13 protein-coding genes and 3 pseudogenes are annotated in these 18,042 nt (G+C 69.9%); 6 read left to right on the top strand and 10 right to left on the bottom strand.

What is annotated here, in order from left to right:
• Window positions 1–237: 237 nt before the first annotated feature.
• From ACIHCQ_RS39555 to ACIHCQ_RS39540, 4 genes and pseudogenes are all read right to left on the bottom strand, one after another.
• Window positions 238–1,344, bottom strand: coding sequence for a winged helix DNA-binding domain-containing protein (locus tag ACIHCQ_RS39555; protein WP_399673600.1), 1,107 nt, complete (start codon window positions 1,342–1,344; stop codon window positions 238–240).
• 6 nt (window positions 1,345–1,350) lie between these two features.
• Entirely contained in the window at window positions 1,351–1,701 is a 351-nt protein-coding gene (locus ACIHCQ_RS39550; protein WP_399673598.1) for an aldo/keto reductase, read from the bottom strand.
• An 89-nt stretch (window positions 1,702–1,790) separates the two neighbouring features.
• Window positions 1,791–2,105 (bottom strand): annotated as a pseudogene (locus ACIHCQ_RS39545) (aldo/keto reductase); the annotation flags it as partial.
• 139 nt (window positions 2,106–2,244) lie between these two features.
• Window positions 2,245–2,667: a VOC family protein gene (locus ACIHCQ_RS39540; protein ID WP_399673596.1), complete on the bottom strand. Its 423-nt coding sequence runs from the start codon at window positions 2,665–2,667 to the stop codon at window positions 2,245–2,247.
• A gap of 167 nt (window positions 2,668–2,834) precedes the next feature.
• Between ACIHCQ_RS39540 and ACIHCQ_RS39535 the strand changes: the two genes are divergently transcribed.
• Window positions 2,835–3,845 (top strand): helix-turn-helix transcriptional regulator, encoded by a 1,011-nt coding sequence (locus ACIHCQ_RS39535; RefSeq protein ID WP_399673594.1) that lies wholly within the window; start codon window positions 2,835–2,837, stop codon window positions 3,843–3,845.
• A 213-nt stretch (window positions 3,846–4,058) separates the two neighbouring features.
• Here ACIHCQ_RS39535 and ACIHCQ_RS39530 read toward each other — a convergent pair whose 3' ends face one another.
• Genes ACIHCQ_RS39530 through ACIHCQ_RS39520 form a run of 3 tightly spaced genes read right to left on the bottom strand, consistent with a single transcriptional unit; the run spans window position 4,059 to window position 6,506 of the window.
• Window positions 4,059–4,829, bottom strand: a complete 771-nt coding sequence (locus ACIHCQ_RS39530) for a class I SAM-dependent methyltransferase (protein ID WP_399673592.1) — start codon at window positions 4,827–4,829, stop codon at window positions 4,059–4,061.
• 13 nt (window positions 4,830–4,842) lie between these two features.
• Entirely contained in the window at window positions 4,843–5,655 is an 813-nt protein-coding gene (locus tag ACIHCQ_RS39525; RefSeq protein WP_399673590.1) for an LLM class flavin-dependent oxidoreductase, read from the bottom strand.
• Entirely contained in the window at window positions 5,652–6,506 is an 855-nt protein-coding gene (locus ACIHCQ_RS39520) for an alpha/beta fold hydrolase (RefSeq protein WP_399673588.1), read from the bottom strand. Before ACIHCQ_RS39520 ends, ACIHCQ_RS39525 begins: the two co-directional genes overlap by 4 nt.
• A gap of 72 nt (window positions 6,507–6,578) precedes the next feature.
• On the opposite strand from ACIHCQ_RS39520, the gene ACIHCQ_RS39515 reads away from it, so the two are divergent.
• The 4 genes and pseudogenes from ACIHCQ_RS39515 to ACIHCQ_RS39500 all read left to right on the top strand — a co-directional run bounded on the left by ACIHCQ_RS39515 (window position 6,579) and on the right by ACIHCQ_RS39500 (window position 8,580).
• A complete protein-coding gene (locus ACIHCQ_RS39515) occupies window positions 6,579–7,508 on the top strand; it encodes a LysR family transcriptional regulator (protein ID WP_399673630.1) in 930 nt (309 codons plus the stop codon).
• A gap of 51 nt (window positions 7,509–7,559) precedes the next feature.
• A pseudogene (locus ACIHCQ_RS39510) lies at window positions 7,560–7,715 on the top strand (peptidoglycan-binding protein); the annotation flags it as partial.
• 517 nt (window positions 7,716–8,232) lie between these two features.
• Window positions 8,233–8,379: pseudogene (locus tag ACIHCQ_RS39505) on the top strand (hypothetical protein); the annotation flags it as partial.
• Between the two features lie 51 nt (window positions 8,380–8,430).
• Entirely contained in the window at window positions 8,431–8,580 is a 150-nt protein-coding gene (locus tag ACIHCQ_RS39500; protein WP_399673636.1) for a hypothetical protein, read from the top strand.
• A gap of 209 nt (window positions 8,581–8,789) precedes the next feature.
• Here ACIHCQ_RS39500 and ACIHCQ_RS39495 read toward each other — a convergent pair whose 3' ends face one another.
• The gene (locus ACIHCQ_RS39495) at window positions 8,790–13,418 is read right to left on the bottom strand and encodes a HEAT repeat domain-containing protein (RefSeq protein WP_399673628.1); all 4,629 of its coding nucleotides are present in this window, start codon (window positions 13,416–13,418) and stop codon (window positions 8,790–8,792) included.
• 386 nt (window positions 13,419–13,804) lie between these two features.
• Here ACIHCQ_RS39495 and ACIHCQ_RS39490 point away from each other — a divergent pair, with 386 nt between their 5' ends.
• A complete protein-coding gene (locus ACIHCQ_RS39490) occupies window positions 13,805–14,068 on the top strand; it encodes a hypothetical protein (RefSeq protein ID WP_399673586.1) in 264 nt (87 codons plus the stop codon).
• A 57-nt stretch (window positions 14,069–14,125) separates the two neighbouring features.
• Here ACIHCQ_RS39490 and ACIHCQ_RS39485 read toward each other — a convergent pair whose 3' ends face one another.
• Complete coding sequence (locus tag ACIHCQ_RS39485; RefSeq protein ID WP_399673584.1) at window positions 14,126–15,250, bottom strand: NAD(P)/FAD-dependent oxidoreductase; 1,125 nt, start codon at window positions 15,248–15,250, stop codon at window positions 14,126–14,128.
• 25 nt (window positions 15,251–15,275) lie between these two features.
• On the bottom strand, window positions 15,276–16,910 hold the full coding sequence (locus tag ACIHCQ_RS39480) for a LodA/GoxA family CTQ-dependent oxidase (RefSeq protein WP_399673582.1): 1,635 nt from the start codon (window positions 16,908–16,910) through the stop codon (window positions 15,276–15,278).
• Window positions 16,911–18,042: the final 1,132 nt, after the last annotated feature.

The raw sequence follows: 18,042 nt of genomic DNA, 5'->3' as shown, positions 1-18,042 counted from the left end.
CCACCGGACTCGCGGACCCGCGCCATCTTGTGACCACGCGCTTCACCTGGCGGGAGTCGCCAAGTGAAGCGCTCAGTCGCGGGGGCGACTGACCCACCTCGGACACGAGACGTACGCCGTGATCATTCGGCTTCGAGGACCACACCGCCCTCACCGCCGAGAACGTCTCCAGCGGCATGCACCTGTGGCATCTGGACCCGGCGTCCCGTGCGACCGTAGCGCCAACGGCTGTTCCACTCAGCCGACGGTGGCGGGGGTGGCTGTGATCTCTGCGTAGTCGATGCCCTGATCCAGGAAGGTGGCCAGGTTGTGGGCCTCTTCTCCGACAGCTTCCTGTTCCTGGGAGGAAAGGGGCCGCAGAGGCGTGATGCGGAGTTGCTGGTCCTGCACGGTCCAGGTGGCGGCGACGCGTCCGTCGACGAGCACGGCGCGTTGGCCTGCGACGGACAGGCCGAGGTGGGCGTCATCGATGATGCGGCTGCGGTCGCGGTAGCCGAGGATCGCGTTGTCGAAGGCCGGGAGGAACCGGACGGGAGCGGGTGTGTCCGGGGACGGGCGTGGTGCGTCGGGCAGGTCGAGAAGTTCTCGGCCGTGTTCGTCGCGGAAGGTGATCAGCTCGTCCCGGATGGCTTTGACCGCGGCGGGGAGACCGGCCAGACCGCTCCAGGCGCGGATGTCCGCGGTGGCGGCGGGCCCGTAGGCGGCGAGGTAGCGGCGCACCAGTTGCTGTCCGACCGGGTCGCCGGCGTCGTCGGGCAGCTGGGCAAGGTCTTGTCCGAGCCAGGTGGCCAGGGGCAGATTCCGCACGCCGGCCGTCGTCTGCCACAGACCGCGCGGGGGAAGCTGGGCCATCGGGATGAGTGCGGCGACGAGGAGTTCGCCCAGGGCGCGGCGTGGCGGGCCGGGCCAGCGGTCCTGGAGTGCCTGGACGAGGTCCTTCATGGTGCGGGGTTGGTGGTCGGCCATGACCGCTCGGCCGGCTGCGGCGACTTCGTCGGGGTCGATGCCGGCGAGTTCGTGTCGGTAGGTGGCCATCACCCGCTGGCGCAGCATGGTGTCGAGGCGGGCCCGCCAGGCGAGTGCGTCGTTGCCGGTGACCAGGTGGACGGTGCGGCGCATCAGGTGGGTGCGCACGACGTTCCGGTCCGTCAGTGCTTGATCGAGCTGGTCGGGTGCGAAGGCGTGCAATCTCGACCACAGGCCGGCGAAGGGTTCATGCGGTTCCTGGGCCTGCAGGCCGCACAGGTGTGCCACCGCCGCCTCGACCGGTGCGGTGGTGCGCGCGAGCAGGTACTGGCGGGCCAGGGTCGCGCGGTTGAGAGCGCGCGTGCTGATGATGGTCATGGACGCTCAGGCTGCGGCACGCTCGTCGATCGGGCGGCGGCGCAGGTCGGGTCGGGTGTGGGAGGGCGGGGTGCGGGAGACGTACAGAGGGCCGAGGTCGGTGCCGGGCGGGACGATCGCGTCGATCCGGTCCAGGACGTCGTCGTCGAGCGTGCAGGTGGCGCCGGTGAGCAGGTCGTCCAGCTGCTCCATGATGCGCGGTCCGGTGATCGCGGACGTGATGTCCGGGTGGCTGGTGGCGAAGGCCATGGCCAGGTGGGTGAGGGACATGCCGACGTCCTCGGCGACGGGCAGGAGCGTTTCGACGGCGTCCAGCTTGCCCTTGTCGGTGAGGTGGTGGTGGGGGACCCACCGCATGCGAGCGTTCTTCTGCGGAGCGGCGCTCGGGCCTCGACGATCTGTGAGGCCGGCAGGTTGGCGGAGCCGATCACGCGGACCTTCCCGGCACGCACCAGGTCGCTGAGGGCGGAGAATGTCTCCTCGATGTCTGTGTGCGGATCGGAGTGGTGGATCTGGTACAGGTCGAGGTAGCCGGTCTGCCGCCGCCGCGGCGAGCCCTCGACCGCCGTCATGATCCAGCGGCGTGAGCTGCCGCTGCGGTTGGGGCCCTCGCCCATCGGTCCAATGAACTTGGTGGCCGGCACCACCTCGTCGCGCCGCTCCTTGAGGACCTTGCCGACGGTCTCCTCGGTCTCGCTGCAGCCGTACACGTCGGCGGTGTCCACGAAGTTGATGCCCGCGTCCAAAGCGCGGTGAATCATGCGCGCGCACTCGTCGTGGTCCTGATTGCCGTTCCTGCCGAACATCATGGTGCCCCGTCCCCTTTTCCGGTTCGCTTCTGCCGGGCCGCCGCGCGGCGCACGGCGGCCCGGGCCGATTGTTGTTCCTGTCGGATGTGGATCAGTCGTTGTACGGGGCCACCACGTCCAGGACCCAGGTCACGCCGAAGCGGTCGGTGAGCATGCCGTAAAGCGGTGCCCACTGCGACGATCCCAGGGGCTGCACCACCGTCGAGCCCTCTGTCAGCTTCTGCCACAGGGCACTGACCTCTTCTGTGTCGTCACCGCGCACGGACACGAAGAACGGGTTGCTGCCCTGGTCCCAGGGCAGCTGGGAGGGCACGTCGTAGGCCATGACGTGGAAGCCGTTGTCGCCCGCCACCTCGCCCCACACCACCCAGTCCGCCTCGTTCTCGTTCTGCGCGTTGCCCATGTCCTTGTACGTGACGGCGGCGATACGCCCGCCGAAGACGGACTGGTAGTAGCCCAGCGCCGCCCGTGCGTCGCCCCGGAAGTTCAGGTGGGTGGTGGTCGCGACGGACATGGCCTTCTCCTTGCTCGCGGTTCGGCGAGGTGCGCCGCCGCAGCGATGGAGCCTTGCGGGCGGCAACCTCGTGGCCAGGGGCCATGGCCTCTCTGGCGGATCTTGATACGCACCATTCCACGGGTAGCGGACAGGTTGTGTCCTGTAATGCGGGCAGAATGGTGAGCATGCAGAAGACGTCCTCGCGGCTGCTCGCGCTGCTCTCGCTGTTTCAGACGCATCGCGACTGGTCTGGTGACGACCTCGCCGAGCGGCTCGACGTCACCCCGCGCACGGTGCGCCGCGACATCGACCGCCTACGGGAACTGGGCTACCCGATCCTCGCTTTCAAGGGGCCATCCGGCGGCTACCGCCTGGATGCCGGCGCGCAACTGCCCCCGCTGCTGTTCGACGACGGCCAAGCCGTCGCCCTGGCCCTTGCCCTGCAGTCCGCGGCCACCAGCGCCACGATCGGCGAAGACGCCGCACGGGCCCTGTCCACCATTCGCCAGGTCATGCCGTCCCATCTGCGTCAGCGCATCGACATGCTGCAGGTCACTGCCGTCCAGTCACCCGAGACCGGCAACGCCTCCCCGGTCGGCACGCGGCTCCTCATGGAGGTGAGCCGCGTCATCCACGCCCGTGAGGAACTGCGCTTCGACTACGGGCACGACGCCACCGGCCCCGCCGAGCAACCCCGCCGGACACAGCCCCACCACCTCGTCACCTGGCGCGGCCACTGGTACCTGATCGCCTGGGACCTCGACCGTGCCGACTGGCGCACCTTCCGCGTCGACCGCATACGCCCCCGCACCCCGACCGGCCCGCGCTTCACCCCACGCGATCTCCCCGGCGATGACGTAGCCGCGTTCGTCACCGGTCGATTCCGAGGAACTGACGGCTCTACCACCGACTGGCCCTGCCGCGGCGAAGTCATCCTCAACCTCCCCGCGCAGGCTGTGGCCCCCTTCGCGCAGGACGGAATCGTTGAAGAACTCGGCCCCGACCGCTGTCGCCTGTCCCTCGGTTCCTGGTCGTGGACCGGCCTTGCCACCACTATCGGCCACTTCGACACCGACATCCAAGTCATCGGTCCACCCCAACTGACCGGTGCGTTCGCCGAACTCGCCGCGCGCTACGCCAACGCCGCAGGCACAACCCAATCGGCCCCGCCCCCAGACGCCGAAACCTCGCGCTGAGGCACACCGCGTCAGACCGGCAATGCTCGCACCAGGCGTCGAGAAGAGCGCTCAGCGGTGACGGACAGAGCACCCATGTGCCAAGTAGCGCCCATGGACGAACGGGACGCCGGCCAACCGTTGAACGAGATGGCCAGTTCAGCGACCGATAGGCAGGGCCAATGGCTGTGACCACTCACGCAGCGCGTTCCGGCGGCGGCCCCTCGCAGGTGGTCATCGCCGACGCGCGATGACCAGCCAGGCGCGGGAGTCGAACCATACGCCGTTGCCGGTGTCGTGCGCGTCGAGAGTCGCGCAAAGCCGATCGAGTGCGCGCTTGGCGGACGCGGGATCCAGGTCGGTGACCAAATCCTTCGCCATCCACAGCTGGAGTACGGCAGCACTCGCGCGGTCGGCGTCCGGGCCGTAGTAGACGGGCTCGTGTACGTCGACGACGTCCACTGCTGTGAAGCCGGCCGCGGTCAAGTGGCCGACCACGACGTCCGGATCGGCCAGTGTGAAGGGGTCGACGGCCGCTCCGGCCGACGTCGATGACGTGTGCCCGGGGGAGAGCGCCGCCCGGATCGCGGCATGCCACTCCTGGCGGTCGGCGGCTTGCCAGACCAGCTGTACGAAGCGCGCACCCGGACGCAGGGCTCGCCCGATGTTGGCGAACGCGGCGATGGGGTCGGAGAAGAACATCGTGCCGAACCGACTGATGCCCAGACTGAAATGCTCCGGTGGAAAAGTATGGGTCTGGGCGTCGGCCTGCACGAAGTTGACATTGCGGAGCCCTTCCGTCTCGGCCTGTTGGCGAGCTCGCGCCAGCATCGGACCTGAGACGTCGATGCCGAGCGCAGTACCCGGCGACGCGGCTCGGGCCGCGTCCCGGGTGGTCTGGCCGGTGCCGCAGCCGAGGTCGAGGACACGATCGCCGGGGCGGATGTCGACGGCCTCCCACAGCCGCTCGTGATAGCGCGCCAGCTCCGAGTCGTAGTCGAACAATGCGATCGCCTCCTTATGCCGCTGGGCCGTCGCGGAGTACGCCGCGCACGGTGTCGAGCCGTACACCCGGTTCGAACTCCTGCAGCCACCACGTCGCGCCGGCCTTGGCGTACGGCTCGGGATGGACACCGAGCGGCAGACTGACGGCGATGTCGTACGAGACCATCTCGCCATGGCGCAGTTCGGTGAGGGTGCCGACGACTTCAGCGAGCTGATCCGGGTGCTGGAGATTGGCCGGGAAGAAGCCGTCGAGCCGGGCGGCCCGGCGGACCGGCTTGGCGTTGCCCGGGAATCCGGCGGCCCACACCGGCACGCCGGGCCGCTGAACCGGCCGCGGCAGGAACGTGAGGTCGTCGACGGTGTAGTGCTCGCCGCGGTGGCGCACCGGCTCGCCGGACCAGGCGGCGGCCAGGATCGCCAAGGACTCGTCGAGCATCCGTCCGCGCCGTCGGTCGTCGAGCTGCTCGCCGGTCTTGGACAGCTCGCCGGCGAACCGGTCGCTGCCCAGGCCCACGCCGAGGGTGAGGCGGCCGTCGCTGAGCTGATCCAGTGTCGCGGTCTCCCGCGCGACCTTGGCCGGCCGTCGACGGGCAAGGGGCGACACCATCGGGCCGAGCCGCAGCCGTTCGGTCGCGGTCGCGATCGCCGCCAGCGCGATCCATGGGTCGGCGACCTGTCGGACCGGAGCCCGCCAGGCCAGCTGATCCCACACGAAGCAGCCGTCCCACCCGGCTTCCTCCGCGTCGGCGGCCAGGCGCGCAACCACCCGCGGGTCGGCGAGGTCGTCGAAGAGCGGCAGCCAGAGTGCCGACCGTAGCCGGTTCATGCGCGGCCTCCGTCCGTGTGCCGCACCAGGGCCGACACGAAGTCGTCCCACACCGGCCTCGGCAGGTCGTGTCCGGCCCCCTTGAGGACCAGCAGCTCCGCACCGGGGATCGCGTCGCGCAGCGCCTCGCCGTGCGCCAGGGGCAGGAGTGGGTCGTGGTCCCCGTGGACCACGAGCGTCGGCGCCGCGATATCGCCGAAGCCGCCTCGGGCCGGCTCATCGAACTCGATGGCGTAGTGGTTGACCAGAGTCGATGCGTAGCTTGTGGCGCGTGCCACGTCGCGTTCGACCAGCGCTCGGATCGCGGCCTCGTCGAAGTGCGGCGAGCCACCGGCGTACGCCCTCGCGCCGGCGACCACGTACTCGACGACCGCGGCCGCCTCGGGCGGATCCGGCTCGGCCGGCATGGCCAGGTCGCTCGACGGTGGTGGCAGGTCGTCGGCCCCGGTCGAGCTCGAGACGAACGTCAGCGACGCAACCCGACCGGGATGGTCCACCCCGAGAATGTGCCCGATCCCGCCGAACATCGATTGACAGACCAGGTGGGCGCGCTCGATGCCCAAGGCGTCCTGGATGCCGAGCACGTCCCGGGTCAGGTCGGTGAACGAGTACGCAGGCTGTCCCGGCGGGTAGCTGGTCGAGCGGCCGGTGTCCCGGTGGTCGTAGCGGATCACGAACCGGCCGCGGGCGGCGATCTGTTCGCACAGGTCGGCGTCCCACCACAGCATCGAGGCGGCCGACCCGGCGACCAGCATGATCGCCGGGGTCGCGGGGTCTCCGAAGGTCTCGACACACAACTCTGCGCCGTTGATTGTGGAGAGTTGCTCGCCGTGGGTTTGATGAGTAGTCATGTCTGGCACACTAAAGCCCGCGACTCCATTGTGAAAAGCGATGATTTACGATCAGTTTGATCGCTCATGGCAATGGGTTTCGCTACGCTGGACCTCGTGACCCACGTCGAGCTTCGCCACCTGGCGGCAATGGCCGCCATCGCTGAGGAGGGCTCGTTCGGTCGGGCGGCCGCCCGCCTCGGGTACACCCAGTCGACGGTGAGCCAACAGATCGCCGCGTTGGAGAGGACCGTCGGCGGTCCGGTGTTCGACCGGCCGGGCGGTCCCAAGCCGGTACGGCTCACCCCGCTGGGCTCCGTGATCCTCACCCACGGTCGCGAACTGCTGGCGAAGGCGGAGGCATTGGCCGATGCCGTGGACCGGTTCAAGGCGGGAGACGGCCGGATCGACATCGGCACGTTCCAGAGCGTGTCCAACGTGATCCTGCCGTCGGTCGTACGCCGGCTGCGAGACGAGCACCCCGGCTGCGACATCAGGTTGTCCGAGGAGGAGCCGGAGCAGCCGCAGATCGGTGACCTCGACCTGCTGTTCTACGACGGCCGCATCGACGGCGACGTCGAGCACCTCAAGCTGCTCGACGACCCGTACCTGCTGGTCGCCGGCCGCGGTACCTTCCCCGAAGGTCCGGTCCCGCTGGAGCGGCTCGACGGAGCACCGATGGTGGCCTGGCCGCTGACCTGCGACCAGCCCTTGATGGAGCAGGCAGTCGCCCGCAGCGGCGCCCGTCCACAGATCGTGTTCCGCACCGCCGTCAACGACACCGTGTTGTCGATGGTGCGAGCCGGCCTGGGATCGGCGGTGCTGCCCTGGCTGGCCATCCGCGGTGCCGACGTCCCATCCGACGACAGGCTCCGCGTCCACGAGCTACGGCCATCCCTGCCGCCGCGGGAGATCTACCTGCACTGGCGGGCCGGACGTACCCACTCACCACTCGCCAGCCGGGCCATCGAGATCGCCGCCGAAGTCGCAGCCGAGCTCGCGCCGCCACCAGCCAGTGCTTGATGCCTGCCGGTTTCCCTCGCCCAGGCGCTGCTCACCCTCCACCTCGCGCGTTTGAACATCCGAGCCAACGGCCTGCGGAGCCTGCTGACCGGGCACGGCTACGGCCTCGCCATTGACCGCGCATTCGGCCCGGAGACACTCGCCGCGGTCAAGTCATTCCAGACCAGGGCTGGATTGGCGGCTGACGGCATCGTCGGTCCGGCAACCAAGCAGGCCCTGTACCGGGATGTCGCCGACACGCCAGGGGCGCCCTCGCCGGTCAACCTCTATTCGGCGGAATGCCCGGAATTCATGCAGGTCGGTGAAGCCGACGGATGTGTCACAGAGCTGCAGAGTCTGCTCAACTCGCACGGTCAGCGCCTGGTCCTCGACGGGATTGTCGGTCCGGAGACGAAGGCGGCGCTCTACGGACACGACACGCAGACAACGTGTGTCGTTCCGCCGAACGAGTCGATGTACCAGCCGGCCGTCTTTTCCGCTGGTCGGGCCGGTACCCATCGGCGTTTCGCCATCGCGGCGGCCGTCGAATCGGAAGCAGCATGTGCCACTGGCCCGAATGCCGGCCCTCGTGTAGCCAACACCATCCGTTGGCTGTTCGACGCGCCGCAATCGCGGGAACAATCGCTCGAGCAGGATCACTACTACAAGAATCTCGTCCGCAAAGCGAACGCCAACCTGTACAACGCCAGCCCGAACAACGCCCCTGGCCCTTCCGCCATACCCTATGTCTGGGGTGGCGGTCACAGGGCCAGGACTCGTCCGATGGATCTACGAACTCGCCACGGGAAAGGACGTATTCGGCTGGGGAAACACCGACAGCCAGACCAAGAAGGGCAGCAAGGTAACCGCCGAGAAAGCCGTTCCGGGCGATCTCATCTTCTGGGGATCGAGCGAGAGCAACACGCACCACGTCGCGATCTACATGGGAACCATAGATGTCAATTCCCGTGACGGCGGAACAGGCACGGGGCGCGCGATCTTCGAGGAGTGGTACACCGGTTCCTTCGCCGAGACGCACCTGCTCGGCAAGCGCGGACAGAACGCACTCGGCTACTACCACTACGCGTTTTAGAAGACTGATGAAGATGTTGGGCTCTGGCCCAGGACTGTAAAACGAACGTTGACAGACCCGGTACGTAGACGAAGTCGACCGCAAAGCAGCACGCTTCGAAGCGGTGGTGTCCGACAGCCGACGAGTGCTTACTTCCTGAGGCTGGTCTGTGGCCCGTCAAGGGTGGCCTTCTGCCGGCCGGTGCCCGGTTACGCCGGTGACGCCGCTGCCTACCGGTCGGTGGCGGCCTTGATCTGCCGGAGGACGTCCGTGTAGAGGGACCGTTTGTCGGGACGCGCATGAACAGCGGCACGCCTGAGAGCGGGGACAGCGGACGCGCCCATCCTGATCAGCCCCTCGGCCGCCGTCCTGCGGACGGCAGGACGCGGGTGCTCGAGCATTCCGATCACGGCGGGTACCGCCGGTGCCCAGGCCGCGTGGCACAGAGTCCGGATCGCCATGCGCTTCACGTCCGGCCGCGGGTCGTCCAGCAGGGTCGACGTGTGGCGTAGGTAGGTCTGCCGGTCCAGCATCGCCCGCGAAGTCCGGTGGGCGTGCAGCCGCACCTTGGGCTCAGGATGGTTCAGCAACTCGCCGATCAGGCTGCGCAAGCCGGGGTCCTGGCCCGCAGTCGGGCCGCGGTGCTCCTCGGCCAGACGCGTGAGTGCTCGGCGTACCTGCTCCGGAGTGCCCGTACGTGCCAGGTGCAGCAGCTCCTGCCGCGACGGACGGTGCCCGGCGATTGCCGACACGGCTGCGGAGCGGTCACGCAGCGCCGCCAGCGCGGCGGCGTCCTCCCGGTCGGCGTCCGGGCCGCGCAGTGGCCCGTCGACGAGCCGCAGCCCGTCCGCGAGGTCGTCGCGTCCCTCCGCGCGCAGCCGCCGGCAGGTCCGCTCCAGTGCGGGCGTGCGCGGCAGCGGACGGCCGAGGATCAGATCGAGGAAGCCCCAGGCGCCGGCGTCGAGGCGGTCGCCGAGGCCCTCCGCCAGTACGTCGGAGGGGACACGAGCAAGAGCGGACGACTCAATCGCCGAGCGGAGGGCGGGCGGGCCGTGCTCCCACCACTCCAGCAGCAGCGGAACCAGCGGCCCCAGATCCCACGGGTCGAGATACCCGGCCGCGAGAACCACCCTGTCGCGCCGGATCCCGTCGGCCCTGAGTTCGCTCCCGCCGAGTGCGCGCAGCGCACGGCACAGGTCGACGCCGACGGGTATGTCGACGCGGTCGTGGAGAAACGCTCGAAGCACGGAAAGCCGGATCTCGGGCTCGGGCCACTTCGACAGGGCCAGGGCCGCGGTGTTCCGGTGGCCGGGGGTGGCTGCCTGGAGCATGGCCAGCAGACGCGTTCGCAGCGCGGCCGAACGCGGCTGGTCGAGGTCGTCGGCCCGCGTGACGCGCGGCGCCGGCGCGGGTGTGCCGGCGGTCTCGGTGATGGTCCACGGCGGTGCGTCGAGGGGCTGGAGCGCCGCCATCCAATCGAGCAGGGCGACACGGACCTCCGGGGGTGCGGTGGGGTAGACGTCGACCAGCGCGGCCAGGCGGTCCCGGGAGTCCACAGCGCCCCCGTCGCGGCGGCGGAACTCCGCCAGGGTGCTCGGCGTGCGCACCGTGGCATCCAGCGCGGTCCGCCACGCGGCCCCCGCCCCTGCCCCCGCCCCCGCCCCGGCCGGCGCCGGAGGTTGGGGGATGGCGAACGCGTCGCGCAGTACCGCGGTCTCGGCCCGCCAGGGGTCGGCACCGAGCCGGGCCGCGGCAAGGGCCTGCTCGAGATCGGCGCGGACCAGTACCGCACCGCAACGGCGCAGCAGCGTCAGCGTGGACCGCTCTCCCGCCGGCTCTCCCGCCGGCGTAGGAGGCAGCGCGCGTACCGCGCCGACGACCGCCGGCCTCTCCACCGGCGGCAGCACGTCGGCGACCGCTTCGAGTACCGTGAGAAGGTCGTCGCGATTCCCGCCCGAGGCGTCGGCGAGCTCGTCGAGCAGGACCCGGGTGAACCGGGCGAAGGCTGTCAGTTCCCCGGCCGTCCACGGTGCGGGACACAGCCGGAGCGTGAGCCGCAGTACACGGCTCCGGGCAGCGGGTGCGGACTCCGCCAGGCGGAGCCAGTCCGCCAGCATGGGCCGCAGTTCCCGCAGCCGGTCGGGGTGCGGTGGCTCGTCCCTCTCGGCGATGCGCAGCGCGACCGGGGGATTCCAGCCCTCGGTCAGGAGCGACCCGGCCTCGGCGTCCGCGCCGCCGTCCGGTGCCGTTCCCCGAGTCGCGAGTGGGGTGATGCCGTGCCTGGCCAGTGGTGCCGCCAGGTCGTCGAGCGTCCCGGAAGCCAGGCCGACCCGGCCGGCCGCCACCAGGGTGAGCAGTGCCGGTACGAGTGGTGACGCCTGGTCGTCCAGCGCCAGGACCGAACGGGCCGGCAGCACCTGGCTGAGGCCTTCCAGCAGCAGTTCGCGGGCACGGCCGTCCTCGGCGCGTTCGGCGGCGGCAAGCAGGGACGCCGCGTAGGCGTCGCCGAGGATGGCGCGCAGCGCCTCGACGAGTGTGGCGCGCAGCCCCGGATTGTCGTGGTGCCCGAGCCAGAAGAGCAGTTTCGGCACTGCGGCGGGTGTGCCCGCGCGGACCAGGACCCCGGCGGCGGTCTTCTTGATGTTCATGTTCGGGTGGTCGAGGCAGGCGGCGACGGCACCGCACGCCCAGTGGGCCCGCGCCTGGCCGAGGGCCAGCAGCGCCTGCCGCACGGTCTGGACGTCCTGGGCGGCGGTCAGCGTGACCAGGCTCGCCGACAGGGACTGCGCGTCGTCGCCCGTGGCGTCCCGGGCGAGCAGCGCGATCACGTGCTTGCGTACATGCCGGTCGCGGTGGCGCAGCAGGCGGTGCACCCGGCTGCGGGTGTGCGCGTAGGGGGTCCGGAGCAGCAACTCCAGGAGAATGGCCTGCTCACCGGCGGACAGCTCGGGCCGGTCCAGCAGATCCAGCGCCATGGTCGCAACGAGTGCGTGGCCGGCATCCTGCGCGTTCGCCGTGCCGAGCAGGCAGGACGGCCGGATTCTGCCCCGCTCGTACAGACGGCGGCCCTGGGAGCGCACAGCGTCCAGGACCTCCTGGGGCACTACGGGTTCGCCCTTCGGCTCCCCGTTGCCGGGGCGCGGGCCGCCCGGTTCCCCGGACGCCGCGAGGTCGCCCACAATGCGCAGCAGCAGGTCGGCGATGACCGGCAGGGTACCGGCGTCGCCGTGGGTCGCCAGCCTGCACAGTGCCGCCACCGGCTCGTCAGGGTCCAGGTGGGCCCTCAGCAGGGCCAGTTCCTGTGCGTCGGGGCCGCCGAGATCGGCCGCGACACGGGCCGGCAGATCGGTAGGGTCAAGACGGGCGAGGAGGCCGCGCCGCTGCGCCGGATCGTCGGTCAGATGCCACAGCAGCTCAAGGGCCCGGTTCCGTACCGAGAAGAGATGGGGTGCGGTGAGGCCGGTACCCTGACGCACGGTCAGGCCGAGCCCGTCGGTCAGTGCGGCCACCGTCCGACGCCCGCCGATGGCCTCCAGGGTGTCCAGCACCGCCGCGGGCGCCGACGGCAGACAGGCGAGCACGGCGTCTTCGGCCTGTGTGTGGCGCAGCTCGCGGATCGCGTCGAGGAACGGTCCCGGTGCCGGGGCCAGGGGAAGCACTCGTGTGATCGCCTCCCCGATCGGCAGCTCCGCCGCGCCCTGTCCGGCCAAGGCGACCAGAAGGGCGAGCCGCCGTGGCCAGCTCGGGTTGTCGGCGGCCACATCGACGAGCACCCGGAACATCGTCTGCCGGCAGGTGAACAGGACTGTCGCGACCTCGCGGGAAGGAATCGAGTGATCGGCCAGCGCCAGGCCGACGATGGCCGGGGCGTCCTGTTCGTCCGGGAAGTGCCCGCGCCGGTGGAGTCCGCGCAGGCAGGTCACCAGTGGCCCGCCGAGCAGCAACGGGTCATGTGCGGCGATGGCTGTCAACTCACCGATGTCCTCGCGTTGCGCCAGGTCGCCGAGGAGTCTCATGGCGCGCCGGCGAAGGTCTGGCGGCAGGTCCGTGTTCTCGATGGCCTGCCGCAGTACGTCACCGTGCCCGTGGTGGGCCGCAGCGGTGAGGGCGGCTCGGGCCGGCTCGGGCCTTGTGCTGACCGCGTCGGAGGTGAGGAAGGGGGACAGGAGGCCGGGCGGCAACGGCGTCAGTGCCGCCCAGGGCTCGCCGAGTTCGCTCAGCGCGGCGGTCACGACGTTGCTGCTGCCGCTGTCGAGCAGACCGGTCAGGTGTCCGCGGACCAGTGCGGGAGCCAGCAGTCCGGCGTGCAGGCCCTGCCGGGCCAGCCGCAGGGCCTCGGCCTGCAGGACCGGGTCGCCGCTGCCCACCAGTTCGGCCACGAGCTGGTGGGGGCGATGCGTGCTCGTGATACGCGTTCCCCGCACGGCCTGGTACAACAGTTCGCTCGGTGGTTCCTCGCGGATCACGGCCGGCTCGTTGAGAAGATCGGCGCGCAGCCAGGCGATTTGCACCCCTACCGGCAGCTCGGCCGTACGCCACGACGGCCGGCGCCGCCCTGGGGCGTGCGGGCCCAGCCGCTCGTAAAGCCCCGCCAGGACGAGCGCCGCCTCCGGCGTCCCCGCCACGGATTCGGGCAGCAGACCGGCGAGTTCGGCCATCTCGGGCCCGTCGGCGGGCCTGCCCGATGTGACTCGCTCGGTGAGAAGGACCAGGCTTAGATACCGCAGGCGAGGGTCCTTGTGCCGGACGAGGCGGGCGAAGACGGCTGGTGTGCAGAGCTGGGCGTCGAGGTGGTCGGACAGCCAGCCGACGTCGGCCCGACGTATCGCACGTTGAATGGGTTCGTCCGTCCGCGTCATCACCGGGGGATCGTAGGCCGGGCGTTTACGGTCTTGCCACCCAAATCCGCCTGAGTCGAAGCCCCGTCCGATGATCTGTGGTTTTTATTGGCGATTGTTCGGTGTCGTGGTGTCAGTGCGGTAGGTATCGGGTTTTTGCTGTTCGGCCTGTTGCGGTCGCCGTCACGATGCGCCCCCTGGAGGGCCGCCTCCCGACGTATAAGAGCCTGTTCCCCACGGAGTGCAACACATCCCGTCCGCGTGGACCGCGCCACCCTCGTTCGGGCAGCGAAGAAGGGCGCAGCGCTCATCAAGGCATGTGGCTGAAGTGCTGCTGGACTGCGTACGCCTCCCCATGCCACGTTCGAAGCCGCGGGGGAACCGGCTACGGGGGGCTGGGAATGCTGGTGACGGAGTTCAGCACGGGGGTCGTGGCAGCGCCGGAACGGTTCGCGCTGTGGGAGGAAGTGACGGAACGGTCGCACATGCGCAATCGGCTGCGCAGCAACGACCACGACGACTTCCGTGCCAGGACCGGTCACCGCGGCGTCGCCTCGGGCGACTTTTTGCTGACCCGTTCGGCTTTCATCCCGCAGGCTTCGGCGATGCGGTTGAAGCTGACCTGCACCGCGTTGGCGATGGAGAAGACGACGGAGAAATCCCGGACCTGAAGGACTCCGTTGGGAAATGTGTAAAGCGGCTGTCCGGCGGTGGTCGGGCTGACGTGATCATTCCGCTGCGCCCTGGTGCCGGCGGCCCCAGAACGGGGTGTCCCAGCGTTGTTCGCGTCGGTACTGCGCGGCGTGTGCACGCAGATACTCGGCATGGATGGCCGTAGTGCGCCGGGCGTAGGCCGCCAGGGCGTCGGTGTCACCGGCCCGGTCGGCCAGGATCGCCCGTGCTGCGACCAGGCCGGTGGCCAGGGCAGAGACGATTCCCCGGGCGGCCAGAGGATCGGTCGCGGTGGCGGCGTCACCGACCGCTACCCAGCCCGGGCCGGCCGCGGGGCTGGCGCAGCTGGAGCCGACGGCCAGCACCCGCAGCCGCCGGGGTGGGCCCTTCCAACGGGCGATGCGGTCCCGGACATGACCGGTGCGGTGCGCCTGGGCCCACCACACGCCCGGATCGAGCAGGTGTGAGCCGGCGAGGAGGTCGGCGTCGGTCATGGCCATCACCACCCGCCCACCACCGGGCAGCGGGGCGTTATACCACCAGCCCCAGCCAGTGGACTCCACCAGCGAAGTACGCTCCCACTCGACTTTTTTCGTCCTCGGCGGACCCAACAGCCCGGCGACCGCGATCAGACGGTCGGACCGGATCAGCGTTGCTCCGGCCCGGCGGGCCAGCCGCGCAGCCCGGCCCGTGGCGTCAACGAGATAGCCGGCCTGCAGCACGCTGCCCCCACCCGTGGTGATCTGCCAGTGGCCGTGCTGCCACTGGGCGCCGCGGACGTGCCCGGAGTGCCAACAGGCTCCACCGGCCCGGGCCGCCTCCAGGAAAGCGGCGTCGAACCGGGATCGGTCCAGGTGCCAGCCCTCGCCGTACGGCCCGAACCGGTAGTCCACCGCGGTGAGCGCATCGCGGCCCCAGGCGGCCTGGTTGCCGTAGCAGGGCGCGTGCCTATCGGCGGCGAGACGGTCGAGCATTCCCAATCGTTGGAGCAGCGGGCGGGCGTCGGGAGCAAGACTTTCCCCGACTCGCCAGTCGGGTGTGCCCATTGGGGCAACGAGGGCGACTCTCGCCCCGGCCCGGACGAGGGCAAGCGCGGCCGCGCACCCGGCGGGGCCGCCGCCGGCGATGAGAACGTCGCAGCGCCCGACACTCGCGCTGCCGCTCGGCCCGCTGCTGTTCACTGCATCGCTCCTGCTTCGGCCCGGCCTACAGGGACTCGGGGTCGGTCCGCTCCGTCTCGACCAGAATCTCGCCGCCGTCCGGACCGGGCCGGGCGACGATGAACCCCAGAGTGCTCCACTTCATGACCATCTCGTTCATACCGGTGCCCGGGTTCGCACCGTCGCCGACACCGCGGTCCCACTCTTGGAACGCCCCGGCCGCGGCCTCAATGAGCGCGTCGTGCTCCGGCTCGGGAAGGACTTCATCGGGGCGGGCAGCCGGCCACCAGTGGGTCTTGCACGCGTAGAAGTCGGCCTGCCAGGGCAGGGCCATGTACTTGGTGACATCTCCGGCGGCCAGGTCTTCGCGTAGCCGGAAGGGCGCGGCCCAGGTGGCCGGGTCATCAGCGATGTACGTCATCTCGATGCCCGGGAAGAATCCGCCGCCACTTCCCGTCTCCAGCGCGGCCCGTACCAGGGCGTGCGGCTGGTCTGCCGGCGCGAAAGCCTCAAAGGGAACCGGGGCGGGCACACCCGACCAGTCGTCCTGGAAGTCACCGGCGGCCCAGCGCCGCATCCGCTCGTACTGGCCGGGCAGCACTGTCAGCCATGTCCGTGGCTGGTTCTGCTGCCGATCGCCGTCGTCGCCGGCAAGGATGGGCATGAAACCGTCGTTGGCCTGACTGGTGTCGTCCGTCAGCCCGGGCGTGCGCAACCTGTTGAAGACGGCCTGGCGGAGCCGGGCATTGGCGGTGGCATTCGAGGACAGCCGGGCGAAGCGGTCCGGCGCAAGGAAGTTGCGCCTGGGATCGCCGTGTCTTCTGCGGGCGATTTCATTGACCCACGCGAATCCGACCGGGCGGGCGAGCAACGGGTAGATGTCGCGGGTGAAGGAGACCTCCGGCGGCGTGGGTAGCCTGCCCGACGTGCGGGCGACCTCCAGGGCGACGTCGTACAGGGTGATCAGGCTCGGTGTATCGGGGGCGAAATCGGGCGGGCCCGCCACGCACCAAGCGGGGGTCACCGGTATCTGGCGTCCCTGCGGGCCGATGCCGACCGTAGCGCTGACCGGGCCGTCGGCGATGTCGTCGAACCAGAAGTCATTGTTGGCATAGTGACGGACCGGGTTGGCGGGCTTGACCGAATCGGACTTCCCGAAGCCGCCGAGGACGAGTAGCCGACCGGCTTCGTCGGTGCGCAGTTCGCCCAGCGGTACCCGGATGCCCAGGAAGGTCCCGGTGTCGAACCTGGCATCCGTGCCGTCCTGGGATGGACCGGTCACGCTGCGGCGGCCGGGCCGGACGGCCAGCCGCGCCCGAGCGGAGGGATCAGCGGGATTGATGTGCTGGTTACGGCGGTTGGAGTCTGCGGTGGACTCGTGGAAGCGCCCGGCGAAGTTGAACCACTCACCCTTGGCGTTGGCCAGTTCAGTCGTCCACGTGATCTGCGCTTCGGCGGAGGTGAGCTCGCCCAGGACGGCACCAGCCTGGTCATAGGCGTACAGGCGGAACCGGGCGGCTTGGCGTTTGATCCGCCCGGCGGCGTCCTTGAAGCCGCCGTCGGGCCGCGGCGGGATGCCGGGGGCCTCCGGGACGATGAAGAATCCCTCGGGGCTGTTGCCCAGCCGGGCGATGCCGATCGTGGGATGGATCTCGCAGCGGACGATGTCCTCGGGGTTCATGGGCGCTCCCGTTCAGAGGTTCGGCATCAGCAGATGTGGGCCGCCTGCTGAGGCCGGTGATCAATCGTGGGAGTCACCGACCTGATCCCTCAAGGCAACACCAGGTACCGAGTGGGAGCAGGCCACGAAGTTGATGCGGATGAGTGGGAATGACTCCTGCGGTGGCCGGATTCCTGCCCGCGACATTCGACTCCCGCCCCCACGCGAGCTGCAGACCAAGGCCATCCGATCCGTCGTCCCCAAAGCCCTGGCCGGGCGTGGCGTTCGCCTCCTCGGTCGCACGGGGAGACGTCTGCGTTCACCAGGGTCGAGCTCTTCGAAGGAGGTCGTTATGACTCCGCGCCCGGCTGTACTCCACCTGGGGCCCCGGGAACGCCGCGCTCCTGTACTGAAGGGTTTCACCATCGTCTCGCCGATCGCAGGCGGTCGCAACCCGATACCGACCTGCCCGCCGACATTGCAGCGCAGTTCGATACCGGGAAGGGGCACAGCGCCCCAACTCGCATTTTCGGGCTCGACGGAAATCCTGCAGTCGCGTCATCCCGGGCAGCAGCACCCGCCCAATCAAGACGCGCGCTGGTCAGGGAACCAAACTGAATGTCAGTCACCTCACGGGAGTCACGGACCCGCCGGGGGTGTCTGAGACCGCTGTCAAGTGTCCCGGAGACGGGGCGGTAAACCGCCGATCCGTGACCGACGCGCGGCCCGGAGCCGAGCACCGCGCCGAAGCAGAGCATGAGAAGACGGCAGCCAATTGCGCGAGCACGGTGCCGTACATCCGCATGTGTACGGTTGCCAGGACCGCGGCGAGATGGGCGAGACACAACCACGGAGCACCGAGATGCGGGGTGCGGCGGCGCCACGCGTCCGCACGTAGCGAGCAATGCCGAGGCGACGTAAGACCGTGTCCTATGTGGTTGCGGCGGACGTTGGTATGGCATGGGGAGGAACGACTGGGGGTGGTGAGATCCAGGATGTCCACGTCCGGGATGCGGGGACCGAACTGGTGCACCAGCGGGAGCACGTCGCCGAGCTGAAGCGACGGCTGCCCGAGGGCCCGGTCGTCGAAGATTACCTGTTCCACGAGGGGCCGCCCGAGCTGGCCGCTGGGGGCGGCTGCGCAGCGCGGCAC

Origin of the sequence: Streptomyces sp. NPDC052236 (assembly GCF_044548015.1) — a bacterium.
GTDB lineage: Bacteria > Actinomycetota > Actinomycetes > Streptomycetales > Streptomycetaceae > Streptomyces.
The sequence above is the reverse complement of the archived record's forward strand: the minus strand, read 5'-3'. Positions and strand labels throughout refer to the sequence as shown.